Source organism: Mycobacterium sp. 852002-51152_SCH6134967 (genome assembly GCF_001667105.1).
GTDB lineage: Bacteria > Actinomycetota > Actinomycetes > Mycobacteriales > Mycobacteriaceae > Mycobacterium > Mycobacterium neumannii_A.
Genome location: NZ_LZIK01000064.1, coordinates 1 through 19170, shown reverse-complemented (window position 1 = coordinate 19170; position 19170 = coordinate 1). Strand labels below are relative to the sequence as shown.

16 protein-coding genes and 1 pseudogene are annotated in these 19170 nt (G+C 66.6%); 12 read left to right on the top strand and 5 right to left on the bottom strand.

From position 1 onward, the window contains the following. Nucleotides 1–17 precede the first annotated feature (17 nt). The 6 genes from A5790_RS20465 (at nucleotide 18) to A5790_RS20440 (ending at nucleotide 10209) form a co-directional block, all read left to right on the top strand. Nucleotides 18–1754, top strand: a complete 1737-nt coding sequence (locus A5790_RS20465) for an AMP-binding protein (protein WP_066848476.1) — start codon at nucleotides 18–20, stop codon at nucleotides 1752–1754. A gap of 27 nt (nucleotides 1755–1781) precedes the next feature. After that, nucleotides 1782–2648, top strand: coding sequence for a cyclopropane-fatty-acyl-phospholipid synthase family protein (locus A5790_RS20460; RefSeq protein ID WP_066848473.1), 867 nt, complete (start codon nucleotides 1782–1784; stop codon nucleotides 2646–2648). Between the two features lie 6 nt (nucleotides 2649–2654). Next, nucleotides 2655–4388, top strand: coding sequence for an AMP-binding protein (locus A5790_RS20455; protein ID WP_066848470.1), 1734 nt, complete (start codon nucleotides 2655–2657; stop codon nucleotides 4386–4388). A gap of 132 nt (nucleotides 4389–4520) precedes the next feature. Beyond that, nucleotides 4521–6401 carry an ABC transporter ATP-binding protein gene (locus A5790_RS20450; protein ID WP_066848467.1) on the top strand — a complete coding sequence of 627 codons (1881 nt, stop codon included), beginning with the start codon at nucleotides 4521–4523 and terminating at the stop codon, nucleotides 6399–6401. Nucleotides 6402–6442: 41 nt separating this feature from the next. After that, nucleotides 6443–8368, top strand: a complete 1926-nt coding sequence (locus tag A5790_RS20445; RefSeq protein ID WP_066848463.1) for an ABC transporter ATP-binding protein — start codon at nucleotides 6443–6445, stop codon at nucleotides 8366–8368. Then, nucleotides 8365–10209: an ABC transporter ATP-binding protein gene (locus A5790_RS20440; RefSeq protein WP_066848460.1), complete on the top strand. Its 1845-nt coding sequence runs from the start codon at nucleotides 8365–8367 to the stop codon at nucleotides 10207–10209. Before A5790_RS20445 ends, A5790_RS20440 begins: the two co-directional genes overlap by 4 nt. A gap of 107 nt (nucleotides 10210–10316) precedes the next feature. Here A5790_RS20440 and A5790_RS20435 read toward each other — a convergent pair whose 3' ends face one another. Next, entirely contained in the window at nucleotides 10317–11696 is a 1380-nt protein-coding gene (locus A5790_RS20435) for an FAD/NAD(P)-binding protein (protein WP_066848457.1), read from the bottom strand. Then, a complete protein-coding gene (locus tag A5790_RS20430) occupies nucleotides 11697–12800 on the bottom strand; it encodes an epoxide hydrolase family protein (protein ID WP_066848455.1) in 1104 nt (367 codons plus the stop codon). Between the two features lie 53 nt (nucleotides 12801–12853). Between A5790_RS20430 and A5790_RS20425 the strand changes: the two genes are divergently transcribed. Then, entirely contained in the window at nucleotides 12854–13249 is a 396-nt protein-coding gene (locus tag A5790_RS20425; RefSeq protein ID WP_066848453.1) for a hypothetical protein, read from the top strand. On the opposite strand, the gene A5790_RS20420 is transcribed toward A5790_RS20425, so the two are convergent. Beyond that, entirely contained in the window at nucleotides 13227–14369 is a 1143-nt protein-coding gene (locus tag A5790_RS20420) for an NAD(P)/FAD-dependent oxidoreductase (protein WP_066848451.1), read from the bottom strand. The genes A5790_RS20425 and A5790_RS20420 overlap by 23 nt on opposite strands. Nucleotides 14370–14470: 101 nt before the next feature. Here A5790_RS20420 and A5790_RS20415 point away from each other — a divergent pair, with 101 nt between their 5' ends. The 3 genes from A5790_RS20415 (at nucleotide 14471) to A5790_RS20405 (ending at nucleotide 15838) form a co-directional block, all read left to right on the top strand. Next, nucleotides 14471–15013, top strand: a complete 543-nt coding sequence (locus A5790_RS20415) for a TetR/AcrR family transcriptional regulator (protein WP_066848439.1) — start codon at nucleotides 14471–14473, stop codon at nucleotides 15011–15013. 12 nt (nucleotides 15014–15025) lie between these two features. Next, on the top strand, nucleotides 15026–15472 hold the full coding sequence (locus A5790_RS20410; protein ID WP_066848431.1) for a hypothetical protein: 447 nt from the start codon (nucleotides 15026–15028) through the stop codon (nucleotides 15470–15472). 120 nt (nucleotides 15473–15592) lie between these two features. Next, nucleotides 15593–15838, top strand: a complete 246-nt coding sequence (locus A5790_RS20405) for a hypothetical protein (RefSeq protein WP_066848429.1) — start codon at nucleotides 15593–15595, stop codon at nucleotides 15836–15838. A gap of 15 nt (nucleotides 15839–15853) precedes the next feature. On the opposite strand, the gene A5790_RS20400 is transcribed toward A5790_RS20405, so the two are convergent. Next, on the bottom strand, nucleotides 15854–16546 hold the full coding sequence (locus tag A5790_RS20400) for a hypothetical protein (RefSeq protein WP_066848567.1): 693 nt from the start codon (nucleotides 16544–16546) through the stop codon (nucleotides 15854–15856). A 37-nt stretch (nucleotides 16547–16583) separates the two neighbouring features. Beyond that, a complete protein-coding gene (locus A5790_RS20395; protein WP_066848426.1) occupies nucleotides 16584–18053 on the bottom strand; it encodes a carboxyl transferase domain-containing protein in 1470 nt (489 codons plus the stop codon). Nucleotides 18054–18090: 37 nt separating this feature from the next. On the opposite strand from A5790_RS20395, the gene A5790_RS20390 reads away from it, so the two are divergent. Both A5790_RS20390 and A5790_RS20385 read left to right on the top strand, forming a co-directional pair. Continuing rightward, complete coding sequence (locus A5790_RS20390; protein ID WP_066848423.1) at nucleotides 18091–18825, top strand: enoyl-CoA hydratase; 735 nt, start codon at nucleotides 18091–18093, stop codon at nucleotides 18823–18825. After that, a pseudogene (locus A5790_RS20385) lies at nucleotides 18825–19170 on the top strand (hypothetical protein); the annotation flags it as partial. The gene A5790_RS20390 and the pseudogene A5790_RS20385, both read left to right, overlap by 1 nt.

Genomic DNA, 19170 nt, shown 5'->3' with positions numbered 1-19170 from the left:
ACGGTAACCTCTGGCTGGTGACGGGGACCTCCCTCTTGACGGTGCTGCGCGAGCGCGCCAGCCTGCAGCCGAACGACCGGGCACTCACGTTCATCGACTACGAGCAGGACTGGGACGGCGCGGCCGAAACGCTGACGTGGTCGCAGCTTTACCGGCGGACGACCAATGTTGCACGGGAGCTTGTCCGTCACGGGTCGACCGGCGACCGCGCCGTGATACTGGCACCGCAGGGCCTCGAGTACATCGTCGCGTTCTACGGCGCTTTGCAGGCGGGCCGGATTGCGGTCCCGCTTTCCGTTCCACTGGGGGGCGTCAGCGACGAGCGCGTTGATTCGGTGTTGCGGGACGCGTCGCCGACAGTCGTTTTCACGTCATCTCGTGTCGCCGGCCCCGTGGCCGATTACGTCAACTCTCACTCGGAAGCATGTGCGCCCGAAGTCGTCGCGGTTGATTCGCTCGACCTCGACGCGCCGCCGGAATCCGATGCCGCGTGTGAGGACGGACCCGACATCGCGTACCTGCAATACACGTCCGGGTCGACCCGTACTCCGGCCGGCGTCATGATGTCGCACAGGAACGTTCTGGCCAATTTCGGTCAGGTGTCGGCCGACTACTTCGCTGCCTCCGGTGGTGTCCCCCCGCCGCAGACCACCCTTGTCTCGTGGCTGCCGTTCTATCACGACATGGGTTTATACCTCGGCGTCTGCGGGCCGGTTCTGACGGGACTTCACGCCGTACTCACCAGCCCGGTGGCGTTCTTGCAGCGGCCGGCTAGGTGGATGCAATTGCTGGCAAGCAACAGCAAGGCATACTCGGCCGCGCCCAACTTTGCATTTGAAATCGCCGCGAAGAAGACGTCCGACGAGGACATGGCCGGCCTTGATCTTTCGGACGTGCTCGTCATTGCGACCGGTAGCGAACGGGTGCACCCGGCGACGCTCGAGCGCTTCACCACTCGGTTCGCCCGCTGCAATCTCCGCCCCGCGGTCCTACGACCGTCGTACGGCATGGCGGAAGCGACGGTGTATGTGGCGACCGACCGGCCCGGTGAAGAACCGAAGGTTGTGCGTTTCGACGCCGACAAGCTGACTGCCGGCAAGGCGGAGCCGTGTCAGAACGGGGGTGGTACACCGTTGGTCGGTTATGGTGTGCCGCACTCGCCGACGGTTCGGATCGTGGATCCCGACACGATGGCCGAGTGCCCGGCGGGGGTGACGGGCGAGATCTGGGTGTACGGCGACAACGTGGCGCTGGGGTATTGGCAGAAGCCGGAGGAGACCGAAGCCACGTTCAGGGGCAGGCTTGTCGCTCCGTCGGAGGGTACGCCGGAGGGGCCGTGGTTGCGGACTGGGGATCAGGGCTTTTTGTTCGATGACGAGTTGTTTGTCATCGGCCGTATCAAGGATCTGTTGATCGTGTACGGGCGTAATCATTCGCCTGATGACATCGAGGCCACGGTGCAGGAGATCACGCGGGGGCGGTGCGCTGCGATCGCGGTGCCGGACCGTTCGGTCGAGAAGCTGGTGGTCATCATCGAGGCCAGGAAGCGTGGCTCCGATCAGGAGGCTGCCGAGACCCTGGCTGAGGTCAAGCGCGAAGTCACCTCGGCGATATCTCAGTCGCATGGCCTTAGCGTCGCTGATCTTGTTCTGGTGTCGCCGGGTTCGATCCCGATCACCACGAGCGGCAAGGTCCGGCGCGCAACCTGTGTCGAACATTATCGGCAGGGTCAGTTCGCACGCATAGACGCATAGGAAGCTTTTTCGATTGAAGGGGAGGAAATGGAAACACTGAGCGAGCGCGGTGCATCGCCCGAGTCGATTCAGCACCACTACGACGTGAGTAACAGGTTCTACTCGCTGTGGCTCGATGAGTCGATGACTTATTCATGCGCATTGTGGGATGGCGAGAGTGATGATCTCGCGGAGGCGCAGAGACGGAAGATCGATTACCTCGTGACCGAGGCCGGGGCGACGGGGTGCAGCCGCGTACTGGACATCGGATGCGGGTGGGGTTCGGTCATGCAACGAATGGTCGCCGAACACGGCGTTCAGCAAGTCACCGGACTGACGTTGAGCGAGGCGCAGGCCAAACACGTCGAGGGGCTGGGCGATTCCCGATTTCAAGTGCTCATCCAAGACTGGGCGGATTTCGTTCCCGAGGAACGCTATGACGCCGCCGTTTCGATAGGCGCGATGGAGCACTTCGTCAAGTTCGGCCGGAAGAGATCAGACAGAGTAGATGCATATCGGCGATTCTTCGAGAAGTGTCATGAAATCCTTCATCCCGGCGCGGGTCTGGCTCTGCAGACAATTGGCAAGGGTAACGTCGCAATGGACCAACAAGGGCTGGAAGATTGCCTATTCATAGCCGAGCACATATTCCCGGAGTCGGATCCGCCAAGGCTGGCAGAGATAGCACACGCCGCCGAGAAGCTATTCGAGATCAGATCGGTGCAGAATCATCGGGAGCACTACGCATTGACCTGCTCAGCATGGCTCGAGAGGCTACGGAGCAATTGGACGGAGGCGGTAGAAATTGTCGGTCCGGAAAAGGTGTCGGTCTACGAGAGATATCTCGAGGCATCGATCAGGCAGTTCCGGCTCGAACACGCAAACCTCTACCGAATTTCGCTCCGGAGGGTGTGAATCCGCGTGAATGATGCTTCCCCCGCCGCGATGATCCGGGAGCGCGCCGGTTTCCAACCCAACGACACAGCGTTCACGTTCATCGACTATGACCGGGACTGGAACGGTGTCCCCGAAAGCCTGACCTGGTCCCAGCTGTACCGGCGAACGACGAACGTCGCCAATGCGCTCGAACGCTGCGCGTCGCCCGGCGATCGGGCGGTGATCTCGGCGCCACAGGGGCTTGACTACATCGTCGCCTTCTACGGCGCACTGCAAGCCGGACTCATCGCCGTTCCGCTCTCCGTCCCGATGGGTGGCGTCACCGATGAGCGCGTCGATTCGGTGCTGCACGATTCCTCGCCGGCAGTAGTTCTCACGACGTCTGCAGTCGTGGACAGCGTCACGCAGGCCGTACAGTCGCAAAGCGGCGGGGCTCCTGTGGTGATCGCTGTTGATTCGCTGGATCTCGATGCACCGCCGGGATCCGATGCCGGGTGCGAGGACGGTCCCGACATCGCGTTTCTGCAGTACACGTCCGGGTCGACCCGTACGCCGGCGGGCGTCATGGTGTCGAACAGGAACCTTCTGGTGAATTACCGGCAGCTGATGTCGGATCTGTTCGCCGACGACGGAAACGTGCCTCCACCCGACACCACTATCGTGTCGTGGCTGCCGTTCTATCACGACATGGGCTTGATGGTCGGAATCTTCGTTCCTGTCCTGGCCGGCCTCCACGCTGTGCTCATGAGCCCGGTGGCGTTCTTGCAACGGCCGGCTAGGTGGATGCAATTGTTGGCGAGCAACAAGCACGCATTCTCGTCGGCGCCGAACTTCGCGTTTGAAATCGCCGCGAAGAAGACGTCCGACGAGGACATGGCCGGACTCGACCTCGGTCAGCTGCGTGGAATAGGTAGCGGTAGCGAGCGCATCAATCCCGCCACCATCGAGCGCTTCACCAAGCGGTTCGCTCCCTACAACCTCGCCGAGACAGTGTTACGTCCCGGATACGGGTTGGCGGAAGCGACGGTGTATGTGGCGACCGGCCGGCCGAACCAGGTGCCCAAGGTTGTGCGTTTCGACGCCGACAAGCTGACTGCCGGCAAGGCGGAGCGCTGCGAAAACAGGGGCGGCACACCGTTGGTCAGTTACGGGGTGCCGCACTCGCCGACGGTTCGGATCGTGGATCCCGACACGATGACCGAGTGCCCGGCGGGGGTGACGGGCGAGATCTGGGTGCACGGCGACAACGTGGCGCTGGGGTATTGGCAGAAGCCGGAGGAGACCGAAGCCACGTTCAGGGGCAGGCTTGTCGCTCCGTCGGAGGGTACGCCGGAGGGGCCGTGGTTGCGGACTGGGGATCAGGGCTTTTTGTTCGATGACGAGTTGTTTGTCATCGGCCGTATCAAGGATCTGTTGATCGTGTACGGGCGTAATCATTCGCCTGATGACATCGAGGCCACGGTGCAGGAGATCACGCGGGGGCGGTGCGCGGCGATCGCGGTGCCGGACCGTTCGGTCGAGAAGCTGGTCGTCATCATCGAGGCCAGGAAGCGTGGCTCCGATCAGGAGGCTGCCGAGACCCTGGCTGAGGTCAAGCGCGAAGTCACCTCGGCGATATCCAACGCACACGGCCTGAACGTCGCCGATCTTGTTCTGGTGTCACCGGGATCGATCCCCATCACCACGAGCGGCAAGGTCCGGCGCGCAACCTGTGTCGACCAGTATCAGCAGCGTCAGTTCGCCCGGATAGACGCCTAGCCGGTCTCAGGCCGCGGACGCCGGCGTCCGACAGGAGAGTGCGGCCGAAATCCCGGGTATCCCGTAGGTGCCCTGGTCAGCGGCACGGGAAGCCGTTGACCTCATCCATTGTTGAGGTTCTACGGTGATTTCATGAGCATGGAAACGGTCGCGCGGCAGACGCTGTACCGGCAGTCGCATGCCCGCGGCGGCGATCTGCGGTCGCTGCTGAACTCGGCGTTGCTGCGTCGCATCTGGCGTTTCGCTGCCCGCCATCATCCTCGGTTGCGCGCGTTCGTCGCGGTCAGCGTGGTCTCCGCGCTCCTCGGCGTCGCTACCCCCGTGCTGGCCGGCAAGGTCGTCGACGCCATCACGGCAGGTTCGGCACGCACGGTTCTGCTGCTGGCTGCTGTCATCGCGGCGGTGGCCGTTGCCGAGACTGCCGCCTCGCTGGTGACGAGGTGGTTGTCGTCGACGATCGGTGAGGGCCTCATTCTCGATTTGCGCACCGCGGTCTTCGACCACGTGCAGCGGATGCCGGTCGCCTTCTTCACCCGCACGCGGACCGGCGCGCTGGTGAGCCGGCTCGGCAACGATGTGATGGGGGCGCAACGCGCCTTCTCCGACACCCTCTCCGGTGTGGTAGCCAACCTCGTCACGCTCACGCTGACATTGGTGGTGATGCTGTCGATCTCGTGGCAGGTCACCCTGCTCTCGCTGGTGCTCGTGCCTCTGTTCATCGTTCCCGCCCGCCGGATCGGTCGCACGATGGCTCGGCTGTCCCGCGAGGCCGCCACCCACAACGCGACCATGAATACGCAGATGACCGAACGGTTCTCGGCGCCCGGCGCCACGCTGGTCAAGCTGTTCGGCAATCCGGCGACCGAATCCCGCGAGTTCGCGCTGCGGGCCGGCCGCGTCCGCGACATCGGCGTGAAAACCGCGATGCTGCAGTCGGTCTTCATGAACTCGCTGACGTTCATGTCGGCGTTGGCGCTCGCGCTCGTCTATGGGCTCGGCGGTGCGCTGGCCATCGGCGGCCACTTGCAGGCAGGCGCGATCGTGTCCCTGGCACTGCTGTTGACCCGCCTGTACGCGCCCCTGACCGCACTGGCCAACGCCCACGTCGAGATCGCCAGCGCGCTGGTGTCCTTCGAGCGGGTCTTCGAGGTGCTCGACCTCGAGCCGCTCATTGCGGAAAGGCCGGCCGCCGTGCCGGTTCCCGCCGGTCCGGTGGCGGTGCAGTTCGACGATGTGCGGTTCTCGTACCCGTCGGCGGACAAGGTGTCGCTGGCCTCGCTGGAGGAGGTCGCCGAACTCGACATCCGCGGCGGTGACGAAGTGCTGCACGGCATCTCGTTCACCGCGCGACCCGGGCAGATGGTGGCTCTGGTGGGCTCGTCGGGGGCGGGCAAGTCGACGATCGCGTCACTGCTCGCCCGCCTCTACGACGTCGACTCCGGCGCGGTCACACTCAACGGCGTGGATGTCCGCGACGTGTTGTTCGTGTCGCTCAAGGACACCGTCGGCGTGGTGACTCAGGACGGTCACCTGTTCCACGAGTCGATCCGGGCCAACCTGAAGCTTGCGGCGCCCGATGCCACCGATGACCAGCTGTGGGATGCGCTCGAGCGGGCGCGGCTCGCCGATGTGGTCGCCGAGATGCCCGACGGCCTCGACACCGTGGTCGGTGAGCGGGGCTACCGCCTGTCCGGCGGACAGCGCCAGCGGTTGACGATCGCGCGGCTGCTGCTGGGTCGATCCCGGGTCGTCGTGCTCGACGAGGCCACCGCATCGCTGGACTCCGAATCGGAGGCCGCCGTTCAGCAAGCCCTCGGCGAAGCGCTCGCCGGTCGGACATCGATCGTGATCGCGCATCGCCTGTCGACCGTGCGCGCGGCCGATCTGATCCTGGTCGTGGAGGACGGTCGCATCGTCGAGCGGGGCACCCATTTCGAATTGCTCGCCAACCGAGGCCGGTATGCCGAGTTGTACGAGACACAGTTCGGATCCCAGGAATCGGCAGCGGCATGACCACGCGATATCCGATTGCCTGGCATGGGAAGATGGACTAAGTGGTCGCCCCCGAAGCCCAGGCCCTGCGCTCCGCGCCAGCCATCGCCCCGCCACCGCAACGCCGACGCGCGAGCTCGGACCTGTGGCGGATGCTGCCGTACCTGATGCCGTATCGGGCGCGCTGGATCGCAATGGTCACGGTCGCCATCGCCAGCCTCGCCGCCACCGTGTCCATCCCACTGATGACCAAAGCCGTCATCGACGGTCCGGTGCGCCACCAGGATCAACAGGGGCTGTGGCTGCTCGGCACCGCCGCGATGGGCATCGGCGTCACCGAAGCGGTGCTGTGGTTCGTCCGCCGATGGCTGGCTGCCCGCGCCACCTTGGGTGTCGAGGCCGATATCCGCACGGACCTCTACGCGCGGCTGCAGGTGCTGCCGATGAGCTTCCACGGACGCTGGCAGTCCGGCCAGCTGCTGTCGCGAATCATGAACGACCTCAGCACGATTCGCCGGTTCATGTCCTTCGGCTTGCTCTTCCTGCTACTCAACGGACTGCAGATCACCGTCGTGACCGCCATCCTGCTCGCGATGTACTGGCCGCTGGGCGTGGTCGTGGTGGTGTCGATCGTGCCGATCACACTGACCGTCCTGCATTTTCAACAGGAGTACACCCGCCTGTCGCGGTTGGCCCAGGATCAGGCGGGCCACGTCGCCACCCACGTCGAGGAATCGGCGCTCGGGCTGCGGGTGGTCAAATCCTTCGGGCGCGAGGACTACGTCTACGACCGCTTCGACGACCAACTCACCGATCTCTATGACACGCAGATCAATCGCGTCTCGGTCTCGGCGAAGTTCTGGACGTTGCTCGAAGTCATCCCGAACCTGACGTTGATCGTGGTCCTCGGTTTCGGCGCCTACGCCGCCGGCGAGGGTCACGTGACCCTCGGCACGCTGGTCGCGTTCATCACGATGATGCTGTCGCTGGTCTGGCCGATCGCTTCCCTGGGCTTTTTGTTGTCGATGACGCAGGAGGCGTTCACCGCCGCGAACCGGATCACCGAGATCTTCGATACGCCAATCGATATCGTCGACGGCGCCGTTGACCAACCGCCGAGCGGCGGGCGCCTGGAACTCATCGACGTCGGATTCCGATTCCCCGACTCGGACGAGTTCGCGCTGCGCCATGTCACGGTCACCGTCGAACCGGGGGAGACGCTCGCGCTCGTCGGGTCGACAGGGTCGGGAAAGTCGGTGCTGGCCGCCCTCGTGTCTCGCCTGTACGACGTGTCCGAGGGTTCCATCCGCATCGACGGGCGCGACATTCGCGAATTCACCCTGCCCGCGCTGCGTGAAGCCGTGGCCACGGCCTTCGAAGACCCGACGCTGTTCTCCATGTCGGTCGCCGAGAACCTGAGGCTCGGACGACCGGACGCCTCCGATGACGACCTGGCCGAGGCGATCGACGTCGCGGCCGCCCACTTCGTCTACGACCTGCCCTTCGGCCTCGAGACCCGCATCGGCGAACAGGGCATGAGCCTGTCCGGTGGGCAACGGCAGCGGCTGTCGCTGGCGCGCGCGATCCTGGCGGCGCCCAAGATCCTCGTTCTCGACGACACGCTGTCCGCGCTCGACGTCCACACCGAAGCAGTCGTCGAGGAGGCGCTGCGCCGGGTGCTGCACTCCGTCACCGGAATCGTTGTGGCGCATCGCGCGTCGACGGTCCTGCTTGCCGACAAGGTGGCCCTGCTAGAGGGCGGCACCATCACCCATGTCGGCACCCACGCCGAGCTGCTCGCCGAGGTGCCGCAGTACCGGTACCTGCTGGCCGCCGATGACGAGCTGGCCGACGGCACCGAGCGCGCGTGCGCGTGGGAGGACGATCGGGACCGCAGCCGCCTCGACCACGCCGTCGAGGAGCAGGAGGCGCTGCACCGCGACCCCGCACAGCGACGGTTCGCGGCTTCGGAGGCCGAACGCCGATGACCGCCACCGACACCACTGATACCGCGACACCAAAATGGCGCGGCAAGTTCGAAGAACACCAGGACGATCTGCCGATCGACGAGACCATCGACCGACGCCGCGAGGCCCGTTCGCTTCTCGGCGACCTGCTGCGCCCCTACCGCTTCACCGTCGGGCTGCTCGCCCTCGTCGTGGTCGTGGAGAACGCGGCGCGTCTGTCGGTTCCGATCCTCGTGCAGCGCGGCATCGACCGGGGTATCCCGCCGATCGTCCAAGGCGGGCCGGCCCACACGTTGCTGATGATCGTCGGCACCCTCGCCATCGTCGTGGCGGTGCAGGCCACCAGTCGGATGTTCTTCCTCCGCCGCTCCGGGCGCATCGGACAGAAAGTGCTTCTGGAGTTGCGCCGCAGGGTGTTTCGGCACTTCCAGCGCCTGGACATCGCCTTCCACGACCGGTACACCTCGGGGCGGGTGGTGAGTCGGTCCACCAACGACGTCGAAGCCATCCAGGACATGCTCGAGACCGGCTTCGACAGCCTGGTCACCGCGGTGCTCACGCTGTTCGGCACGGCGGTCCTGCTCGTCGTGCTCGACTGGCGGCTCGGGTTGATGTGCCTGGGCGCCTTCCCGGTCTTGATCGGGCTGGTGTGGTGGTTCCGCAACGAGTCGGCGAGAACGTATCGGCGAGTACGCGAAAGCGCCGCGTTGGTGATCGTGCAGTTCGTCGAGACGATGACGGGCATCAAGGCCGTGCAGGCCTACCGCCGCGAACCGCGCAACCAGCAGATCTTCGAAGACATCGCCGACCGCTACAAGGCCGACAACGAGCGCACCTTCCAACTGCTCGCGATCTTCATGCCGGGGGTCAAACTCGTCGGCAACCTCACCACCGGCGTGGTGCTGCTGTACGGCGGCTACCGCGTCCTGAACGGACAGATGACCATCGGCACGCTGACCGCGTTCCTGCTGTACCTGCGCATGTTCTTCGAACCGATGCAGGAGATCTCGCAGTTCTTTAACACGTTCCAGTCGGCGGCGTCGGCGCTGGAGAAGCTGGCGGGCGTGCTCGCCCAGCGCCCGGGAATCAAAGACCCGAAGCACCCCGTGGCGCTGACCGGCGTGCGCGGCGAGATCGCCTTCCACGATGTGCGATTCCAGTACGTCGCCGACCGCCCGGTCCTGCCTGGGTTGACGCTCGAGGTGCCTGCCGGCCAGACCGTCGCGCTGGTCGGCACCACCGGTGCGGGCAAGACCACGATCGCCAAGCTGATCGCGCGGTTCTACGATCCGACCTCTGGCTCGGTGACGCTGGACGGCGTTGACCTACGCGACCTTTCGCAGAGCGAGCTGCGCCGCCACGTTGTGATGGTCACCCAGGAGAACTTCATGTTCGACGGCACCATCGCCGACAACATCCGGTTCGGCCGGCCCGACGCCACCGACGCCGAGGTCGCCGCTGCGGCCGAAGCCGTCGGCGCCGACCGCTTCATCGCGGCGCTGCCCGACGGATACGACACCGATGTCGCCAAACGTGGCGGCCGGCTTTCGGCGGGGCAGCGGCAACTCGTCGCGTTCGCGCGGGCGTTCCTCGCCGATCCCGCGGTGCTGATCCTCGACGAGGCGACGTCGTCGTTGGACATCCCCAGCGAGCGGATGGTTCAGCGAGCGCTCGAGACCGTGCTCGCCGATCGCACCGCGTTGGTGATCGCGCACCGGTTGTCCACCGTCCAGGTCGCCGACAGGGTGCTGGTGCTCGAGCACGGCAGGATCGTCGAGGACGGCACACCCGCCGAACTGATCGCCCGCTCGGGCGGTCACTACGCCGCACTGCACCGCGCGTGGGTGGAGTCGCTGGCGTAGCCGTTGCCGCCGAAACTGAAGATATACGCGAGAATCGCGCGAAATCTCGTGCACAAGCTCAGATTCGGCGCGGGGAGCGGGAGCGGGAGCGGGGAGCGGGAGCGGTGCTAAGCCTGCGCCAGCAGTGCTCCCAACTTCTCGTTGACCGCGGGAAGCTCCGAGGTGAGCATCGAGATGATCCGATCGCGTGCCCGTTCGCTGACGTTGGCGGTCACATGGTGCAACGCGTTGAGCCGCGCCGCGTCCACCCACTTCATCATGTCCGGGTCGGAGAACCACTGCAGCTGGTTCTCGTTGAAGATCAACATCATCCGCAGCCAGTCGACCGGGACGTGCGGGTAGGGCACCGGCCGGCACAACGCATTGCGGGCGTCGTCGTCGGCATACGCCGTCTCGACGTGAGCGATGACGGCCGCACTGAACGCCGGCTGACACGTGCGCACCGTCTGCAGCGCGATGTGGTCGCCGTCGAAGATCGTCGTCACCGGCTCCTTGCCCAAACCGTCTGCGGTGCAGTCGATGTAGAGCACCGAGTCGCCGACCTCACGCACCCCGTCGTCGAGCGTGATCCGCCCGGGCTCGATCGCCCGGACGTGGCCCATCCGCACGACGTCGGCGATGCGGCGCAGCTCGGACAGCTCGGCCTGCGACAGGATCGCGCACCGGTACATCGTCGGTTCGACGGACCGGTCGATGCGTTGCAGGCAGCCCTTGTCCTCGAGTCGATCGAACAGGTCGGGAAGCGACTCCGCCTCCCGCACCGCGGCCAATTGGTTGGCGAAATCCCCGATCGTGTGCTTCGCGAACTGCCGGCCGGGTTGAATGGCCGCCCGGTCCAGCACCCACGACTCGCGGGGCTTGATCCACATCATCCGCTCCGGCGTGATGCCGTGCCGCAACAGCCAAAGGCACGAGTCCATCGCCGTCTTGCCCGCTCCCACAACGACATAGCGGTCACGCGGGTCCGGCAGCCGCGGCAGGCTGTTGGGCGGCACGACATGGACACCGTCTGCGATGTCATAGGACGGGCGCCGCATCGACGGCACGACGACCTCGACCCGCGTCGTGACCACCCGCCGCGCCGTCACCTCGATGTCCTCGCCGCCGAATGTGCGCACCCGCCCGTCGCCGAGGTACTCGCTCATCGGCAGATACGTCACCCGACCGGTCGGCAGCAGGTGCTGGGTCATCACCGCGTCGAAGTACGCGCACACCTCGGCGCCGCTGGCCAGCTCGTAATAGCCTGCGTTGAGCCCGAATTGGTCAACGGTGTCGCTGCCCAGCCCCCGCGAGTTCACTCCGTAGTAGGCCGACGGCTGGTGCAGCCGCACGAACGGGTACGCCGTCGTCCAGTGACCGCCGGGCTGGTCGTTGCGGTCGACCACCACGACCGTCGCATCCGACTCGTGGACCAACGTGTCGGTGAACGCGAGCCCCATCGCGCCCGCCCCCACGACCAAGTAGTCGGCCTCAAGCGTCCTGCCCATCTATCGCACGCTATCGAAGAACTTCGCGACGTCGTCGACGTACAGGTCGGGCTGCTCGAACGCCGCGAAGTGACCACCGCGCGGCATTGTCGTCCAATGGGTGATGTTGTATCCGTTCTCACACCAGTCGCGCGGGGCCTGCAGGATCTCTTTGGGAAAGGACGCGACGCCGGTCGGGAGTTCGACGCGGTCGAACCCGCCGAACGCGTTGAAGCTCTCCCAGTAGAGCCGGGCCGACGACGCGCCCGATGCGGTCAGCCAGTACAGCATCACGTTGTCAAGGAGTTCGTCTTTGGTCAGCACATTCTCCGGATGGCCGTCGCAGTCCATCCACGACCAGAACTTCTCCACGATCCACGCCAGCTGCCCGACCGGGGAGTCGACGAGGCCATAGCCGAGGGTCTGCGGACGGGTCGACTGCTGATTGGAATAACCCGAATCCCACTTCTGGTAGTACGCGCTACGTTCCAGCGCCCGCTTCTCCTCTTCGGTCGGATTCTCGAGCTTGCCGGGTGGGAACCCGAGCGGCATGTTCAGGTGGATCGCTTTGCAGCGGCCCCCGTTGCGGCCGATCTGCGTGGTGACCGCGGCACCCCAGTCGCCGCCCTGCGCGCCGAACCGGTCATAGCCCAGCTCGCCCATCAGGGTGTCCCAGGCCGAGGCGATCTTCTCGATGCCCCAACCTGTTTCGGTGGGTTTTCCGGAGAAGCCGTAACCCGGCAGCGACGGGCAGACGACGTCGAAGCCGCGCTCGGTGAGCGGTTCGATCACCTTGTGGAACTCGACGATCGACCCCGGCCAGCCGTGGGTGATCAGCAACGGGAACGCATCAGCCTGCGACGAGCGCTGATGGATGAAGTGGATGTCGAGCCCGTCGATCTCGGTGGTGTAGTGGTCGAACCGGTTCAACGCCGCCTCGCGGGCCCGCCAGTCGTAACCCTCGGCCCAGTACTCGGCCAGCTCGCGGGTGTAGGCCAGCGGAATGCCCTGGCTCCAGTCGTCGACACATTCGGCCTCGGCCCACCGCGTTCGGCGCAACCGCGACTGCAGGTCGGCGAGGTCGTCGTCGGGAATCGCGATGCGGAACGGGCGGATGGCTGCCATGTCCGGATCCTGTCACGGGATGAATTCCTGCGACCGCCGGAGTCGGTATCTACATGACGACGATCGGAACGGTCGGGCGACGGGCGTGCGCCGTACTCGCGGCGGGATCGGCCCTGTTACACGCGGCCATGCTCGGCCACGCGGAACGTCCGTTCACCGCCGCGGTATTGGCCGCGATGGTCGGGGCATGCCTGTACTGCGCGCGTGACCTGTGGCGCGACGGGCGACAGCGCACCTGGGTAGCCGTCGCGCTGATGAACCTGGCGATGATCGCGCTGCATCTGCCCGGGCCCGGCCATCACCACGGTGCGGCGGCGACCAACGGCCCCTCGACCGTGATGGCCGTGGCCACAGTGGTCGCCATGGTCGAGGCGGGCATCGCCGCGGCCGTGCTGTACGGGCACAGCCGGGCCACGGCGGTGGAGTTCAGCGGTAGACCAGACCGCTGAGCCTGCGCGCCAGGCCGCTGCGCACCGCGGGCACGAGCCCGGCCAGCCGGATCGCCGTGTTGCGGATCGGGCGCGCGGCGCGGGGGAGGGTGGCCAGCCGGGTGAGGCGATCGGTCATCTCCACGACCTCCTGCGCGATGGGGCGCCGCGACTTGCTGTAGTCGTCGAGCCGGGCGTCGGGTTCGCCTGCGAGAACAGCGGTCAGCGCGTCGGCGAGTGCCACCGCGTCCTGGATGCCGAGGTTCATGCCCTGCCCGCCGGCGGGACTGTGCACATGCGCGGCGTCACCGGCCAGCAGCAGCCGGCCCGCGCGGAAGGTGTCGGCGACCCGGTGGTGAACGCGGAAGCGTGAACCCCAGATCACCGCGTTCACCGTCGGCGCCGCGGCGCCGATACGGGCGTCGAGGATCTGCTGAACGAACGCCTGCGATGGCTCCTCGGGCGCGTCGGCGACCGGTGCGACGATCCGATGAACGCCGTCGGGCAGCGGTGCTACCACGGTCAGCCCCTCCTTGGCCCAGTACAGGATGACCTCGTCGGAGGGCGCGCGGCCGGTGAGCCGGGCGTCGGCGAGCACGAACGACTCGTCGTACACGCTGCCTTCGAAGCCGATGTGAGCCTGCTCCCGCACGAGGCTGCGGATTCCGTCGGCGCCGACGACGTAGCGTGCGCGGAGGGCGTCGCCGTCGTCGAACGTCGCGGTGACTCCGGTCCGATCCTCGGCGAGCGTGGTCAGGGTCTTCGGGCGCAGCACACGACCGCCAATTTCCTCCAGTCGCTCGAGCAACAGGCGTTCGGTGGTGGCCTGCGACACCATCAACGAATACGGATACTCGGTCGGCAGCCCGCTGAAGTCGACCGGGATCAGCGTGCGGCCGCGGTCGCGGATCGTGAACCGCGACGCCTGCACCCCCTCCTTGACCAGCCGCCTGGCCACGTCGAACGCTTCGAGCACCTCGAGTGTGCGGGCATTGACCACCGCTGCGCGCGACGTATTGGCGCCCGCGGCCTGGCGATCGACCACCGTCGTCGCCACGCCGTGCGAGACCAACGCCACCGCTGCGGCCAGTCCGGTCGGGCCCGCCCCGACGATCAGGACATCGGTGTCGTGGGTGTTCATCGTCTTCTCCTTCCGCCGGCCGTCTATGCCAACGCTTGTTGACATCACTATGTACTCTGGTTCAGCCTCTTGTCAACACTTGTTGGCCTACACTTGTTGGCATGCGGAGATCCTCGGAGCAGACCAAGGCGGTCATCCTGGCGGCAGCACGCGACCGGTTCGCTCGATCGGGTTTCGAACGAGCCACCATCCGGGCCATTGCCGCGGACGCCGGCATCGACCCGTCGATGGTGATGCGGTACTTCGGCAACAAGAACCAGTTGTTCGCGGCGGCCGCCGACTTCGACCTGCAGATCCCCGACCTGTCCGGTGTCGATCCCGGTGACGTCGGGGCCAGCCTGGTGTCCCACTTCATGAACCGGTGGGAGCGCGATGAGGCGCTGATCGTGCTGCTGCGGTCGAGCGCGACGAACAACGATGCCGCGCAACGGATGAGCGACATCTTCACCCGGCAGCTGCTGCCCGTCGTCGCCGCGATCAACCCCGTCGCACCGGAGCGGCGGGCGGTGTTGATCGCCACGCAGACGCTGGGGTTGGCGCTGTGCCGGTACGTGCTGCAGCTTCCGCCGATCGTCGCGATGTCGCACGAGGAGATCGTCGCGGCGGTGGGACCGACGGTGCAGCGTTATCTCGACGCCCCGTAATAATCGGCGGTGATGTGGACCCCGACGCTTCTTTCGATTGCCGCCGCCACGCTGCTGGCCTGTGTCGTATTCGGAGGCGGCCTTTACGAGACCGTCGTCGTCGACCCCGCGTGGCCCAAGCGGCCTGGCATCATCCAGGCGCACAACGGCGGTCTCTCGCGCCGCCGGTTCTGGATCCCGGCGCACACCGCATTCGAGGTGCTGCTCGTCGTCGCGCTCATCGCCGCGTGGTCCCACGCCGACGTGCGTACCGCGTTGCTGGTGGCGCTGGCCAGCCATGCAGTGATGCGGGTGTGGTCGCTGGTCGACTTCATACCGAAGGCGGTGGCGTTCGAGAGGGGCGATCCTGCGGAGGTCGACGAGTCCGCGGCGGTGCGCTGGACCCGGCGAAGTTGGCTGCGGTTGCCGCTTGACCTCGTCACCTGTATCGCGATGCTCGCCGCGCTGGCGCTCGCATAGACCGGTTGATCAACGGGCATAGCTAGGCCATGAGTCAGGACGCCGGCCGGGGGCCGCAGGAGAATCCGCAGGCCTCCGAGTGATCGACCGGCTGCAACAACAGACAGGACGGAACCAATCATGATCTCGACCGAGGATGTACGCACGCTGCTGCAGTCCGAAGAGAGAAATGCCATCCTGGTCGTCGTCGAAGGCCGGGTGGAGGTGATCAGTGCGGGCCGACTCGCTTCGGCCGACTACCGCGGCGCCCTTGAGGTGGCGTCCCGCGACGACCTGGTGCAACGCATCGGTGAGGCGCCGTCCGACCGCGAAATCGAAGAGCAGGCAGCACAACTGGACACCGCGGTCTCCGAGCTGGGCGGCTGATTGCCCAAAGCTGGGTCAGGCCTCGATCTCGCCGACGATCTTGCGTTCGATGCTCGCCCGAGTCGTCGGGGGCAGCACGATGAGGCCGTCGAGTTCCTTCTGCGCCCGGGCGTAGGCCGCTTTCCGCTCGTCGGAGGTCGCCGCGTCGTCGGATGCGAGCCGAAGCAAATGCTGGGCCCGTTCGATGCGAGCCTGGTCTTCGGTCGAGAAATCGCTGCGACGCCTGCGAATCGCGTCGGCCTCGGCGATGTCGAACGCCGCCACATACTCGTGCACCGCGTCGCGGTAGTCGATCTGCGTGGCGCGGTCGGCGATGATGTCGTCGACGGATTCGGGGCGCAGCAGATCCGCGCGACTCCTGGCCTTGTGAAATGCGAGCGTCAACGGAGCGCTCATGTCGGTCATCAGCGGAAAGTCCAACAGCTTCGCGACGTCGATCTCGTACTCGAGCCAGCGGGCGTCGGTGTCGGCGTGACGCTGCATCACCTTGGCCATCTCGCGCCGGTTCGCCGCTTCATGACTGCGTGCCCGGCCCGACGCCTCGGCCAGCGCCACCTTGGTCTCCTGCTTGATCCGATAGCGCTCGAGTCGGCGTTGCGCACGACGTTCGTTGGCAGCCGCGACCGCGCGCACACCGCCCGCGATCACGCCCCCGAAGGGAAAGATCAGCCACCAGAAGTTTCCGGCGAAATGGAGCAGGGCTTCCATCCAACCCAGCATGCCATCGGATGGTGGCCGCTCGGTGTCACAGGCCGATGCTCCGGTAGCGCTGCAGCCGCGTCCGCAGCCGTTCCTCTCCGGGAACCGACCGCAGCGAGTGCAGTTCGTTGGCGACGACGGCCGACAGCCGCTGCGTGAACTGCATGGGTTCGTCGGCGGCATCGGGGATTTCGGGGACGATCACGTCGACGATACCGTTGCGCAGCAGTTCTGCCGACCGAATACCTTGGGCCGCAGCCAGTTCCGGGGCATGGTCGAGATCCCGGAACACGATCGCACTGGCTCCCTCCGGCGGGAGCGGCGCCAGCCAGCCGTGCAGCGCCGCCAACACCCGGTCGGCCGGCACCATCGCCAGCGCCGGTCCGCCGCTGCCCTGACCCAACAGCACCGACACCGTCGGCGTATCCAGGGTGACCAGTTCGGCCAGGCAGCGCGCGATCTCGCCGGCCAGCCCGCCTTGCTCGGCCTCGACGGTCAATGCGGGCCCGGCCGTGTCGATCACGAGCACCAGCGGCAGTTGCAGACCTTCGGCCAGCGCCATGCCCCGACGCGCCTCAAGCAGCGCCACAGGCCCGACCATCCCGCCGACCACACGTTGTTGTCCGAGCACCACCGCCGGCTGCCCGCCGAACCGCGCCAGCGCCAACAGCGTCGTCGCCGCCTCACCCTGTCCCGTGCCCGACAACAGCACCCGCTCGGTCGTCCCGTGCCGCAGCAGATACCCCACACCCGGGCGGTCTGGCCGCCGCGAGGCCTCCACCGACTCCCACGCCGGCACGTCGGGCAACGGCCCGAGTTCGGGTGCGGATGGCGGCGAGCCCGGCGGATCGGCGACCACCGTCAGCGTCCGGTCCAACGTGGCGCGCAGTGCGTCGAGCGGGACCACCCCGTCGACGACGCCGTGGCGGTGCAGGTTCTCGGCGGTCTGAATGCCCTCGGGAAACGGCTCACCGTAGAGGTGTTCGTACACCCTCGGCCCGAGGAAGCCGATCAGCGAGCCGGGTTCGGCGCCGGTCACATGGCCCAGCGATCCCCACGACGCGAACACCCCGCCGGTAGTGGGATGCCGCAGGTACACCAGATACGGTAGATGCGCGCGTTTGTGCAGTTCGACGGCCGCGGCGATCTTGACCATCTGCAGGAACGCAACCGTGCCCTCCTGCATCCTGGTGCCACCCGAACTCGGCGAGGCCAGCAGCGGCAGCCGCTGCGCCGTCGCCCGTTGCACCGCGGCGGTGATCCGCTCGGCCGCGGCCACCCCGATCGAGCCGGCAAGGAAGTTGAACTCGCACAGCACCACGGCGACTCGACGGCCGAACACCGTGCCTTCTCCGGTTACCACCGACTCGTCCAAGCCCGTCTTGGCGGCCGCGGCGGACAGCGCCCGCTGATAGTCGCCGTCGGCCCCGACATCCAGCGGAGGGCCGTCCCAACTGCGAAACGACCCGGGGTCCAGCACGGCATCGCGCACCTCGAGGGCACCGATCCGGCTCACAGCAACAGGCTAGAGCGCTTTATATAGGCTCGCTCCCATGATTGGTGTGACCCGCGACGGCCACGTGATGACCCTGGAGATGCAACGCGAGGACCGCCGCAACGCGCTCAACGCCGAACTCGTCGACGGGCTTCGCGAAGCGATCGAGAAGGCCGGCGCCGAGGACGTCCGCGCGATCGTGCTGACCGGCCAGGGCCACGTCTTCAGCTCCGGCGCCGACCTCTCCGGCGGCCAGGGGGTCGCCGACGAACTGCCCGATAAGGCGCGGGCGCTCAACCTGGCCATCGATGCGGCGCCGGTGCCGGTCATCGGCGCCATCAACGGACCCGCGATCGGCGCCGGGGTCATCCTGTCCATGATCTGCGACCTGCGGGTCGTCGCTCCCGAGGCGTACTTCCAGTTCCCGGTCGCGAAATACGGGATAGCGCTGGACAATTGGAGCATCCGGCGGTTGACGTCGCTGGTCGGGGCGGGCAGGGCGCGCGGCATGCTGATGGCGGCCGAGCGGCTCACCGCCGACGTCGCACTGCAGACCGGGATGGCCAACCGCATCGGCACGCTGCAAGACGCGCAGGCTTGGGCACAGGAGATCGCGGGCTTCGCGCCGCTGGCCCTGCAGCACGCCAAGCGGGTGCTCAACGACGACGGCGCCTACGAGGACCCGTGGCCGGCGCACAAGGATCTGTTCGATCGGGCGTGGGCGAGCCAGGACATCATCGAGGCGCAGGTGGCCCGCATCGAGAAGCGACCTCCGAGGTTCAAGGGGGCTTGATGATCCGGTCGGCGCTGCGCATCGGCTTCAGCACGGCCTCACTGCTGGCCGGCGGTTGGCTTGTACGCGCATTGCAGGGTGCACCCGCGGCACTGGGCGCTTCACCCACGGAGATCGAACGCGTCGCGCGACGCTCCCCGAACTACCGCGACGGGGTGTTCCTCAACCTCGAACCGGCCTCGATGATGAGCATCGACGCCGAACAGCAGCGGCTGCTGGTGCGCGAGTTGGTCGGGTCACGCGGCGTCACCCGACCGGACGGCTCGATTCCGGTCGTCACACCGTCACCCACCGAGCCCGACTCGACGCAGGTGTCGGCGTGCTGGTTCGGTCACTCCTCGGCGC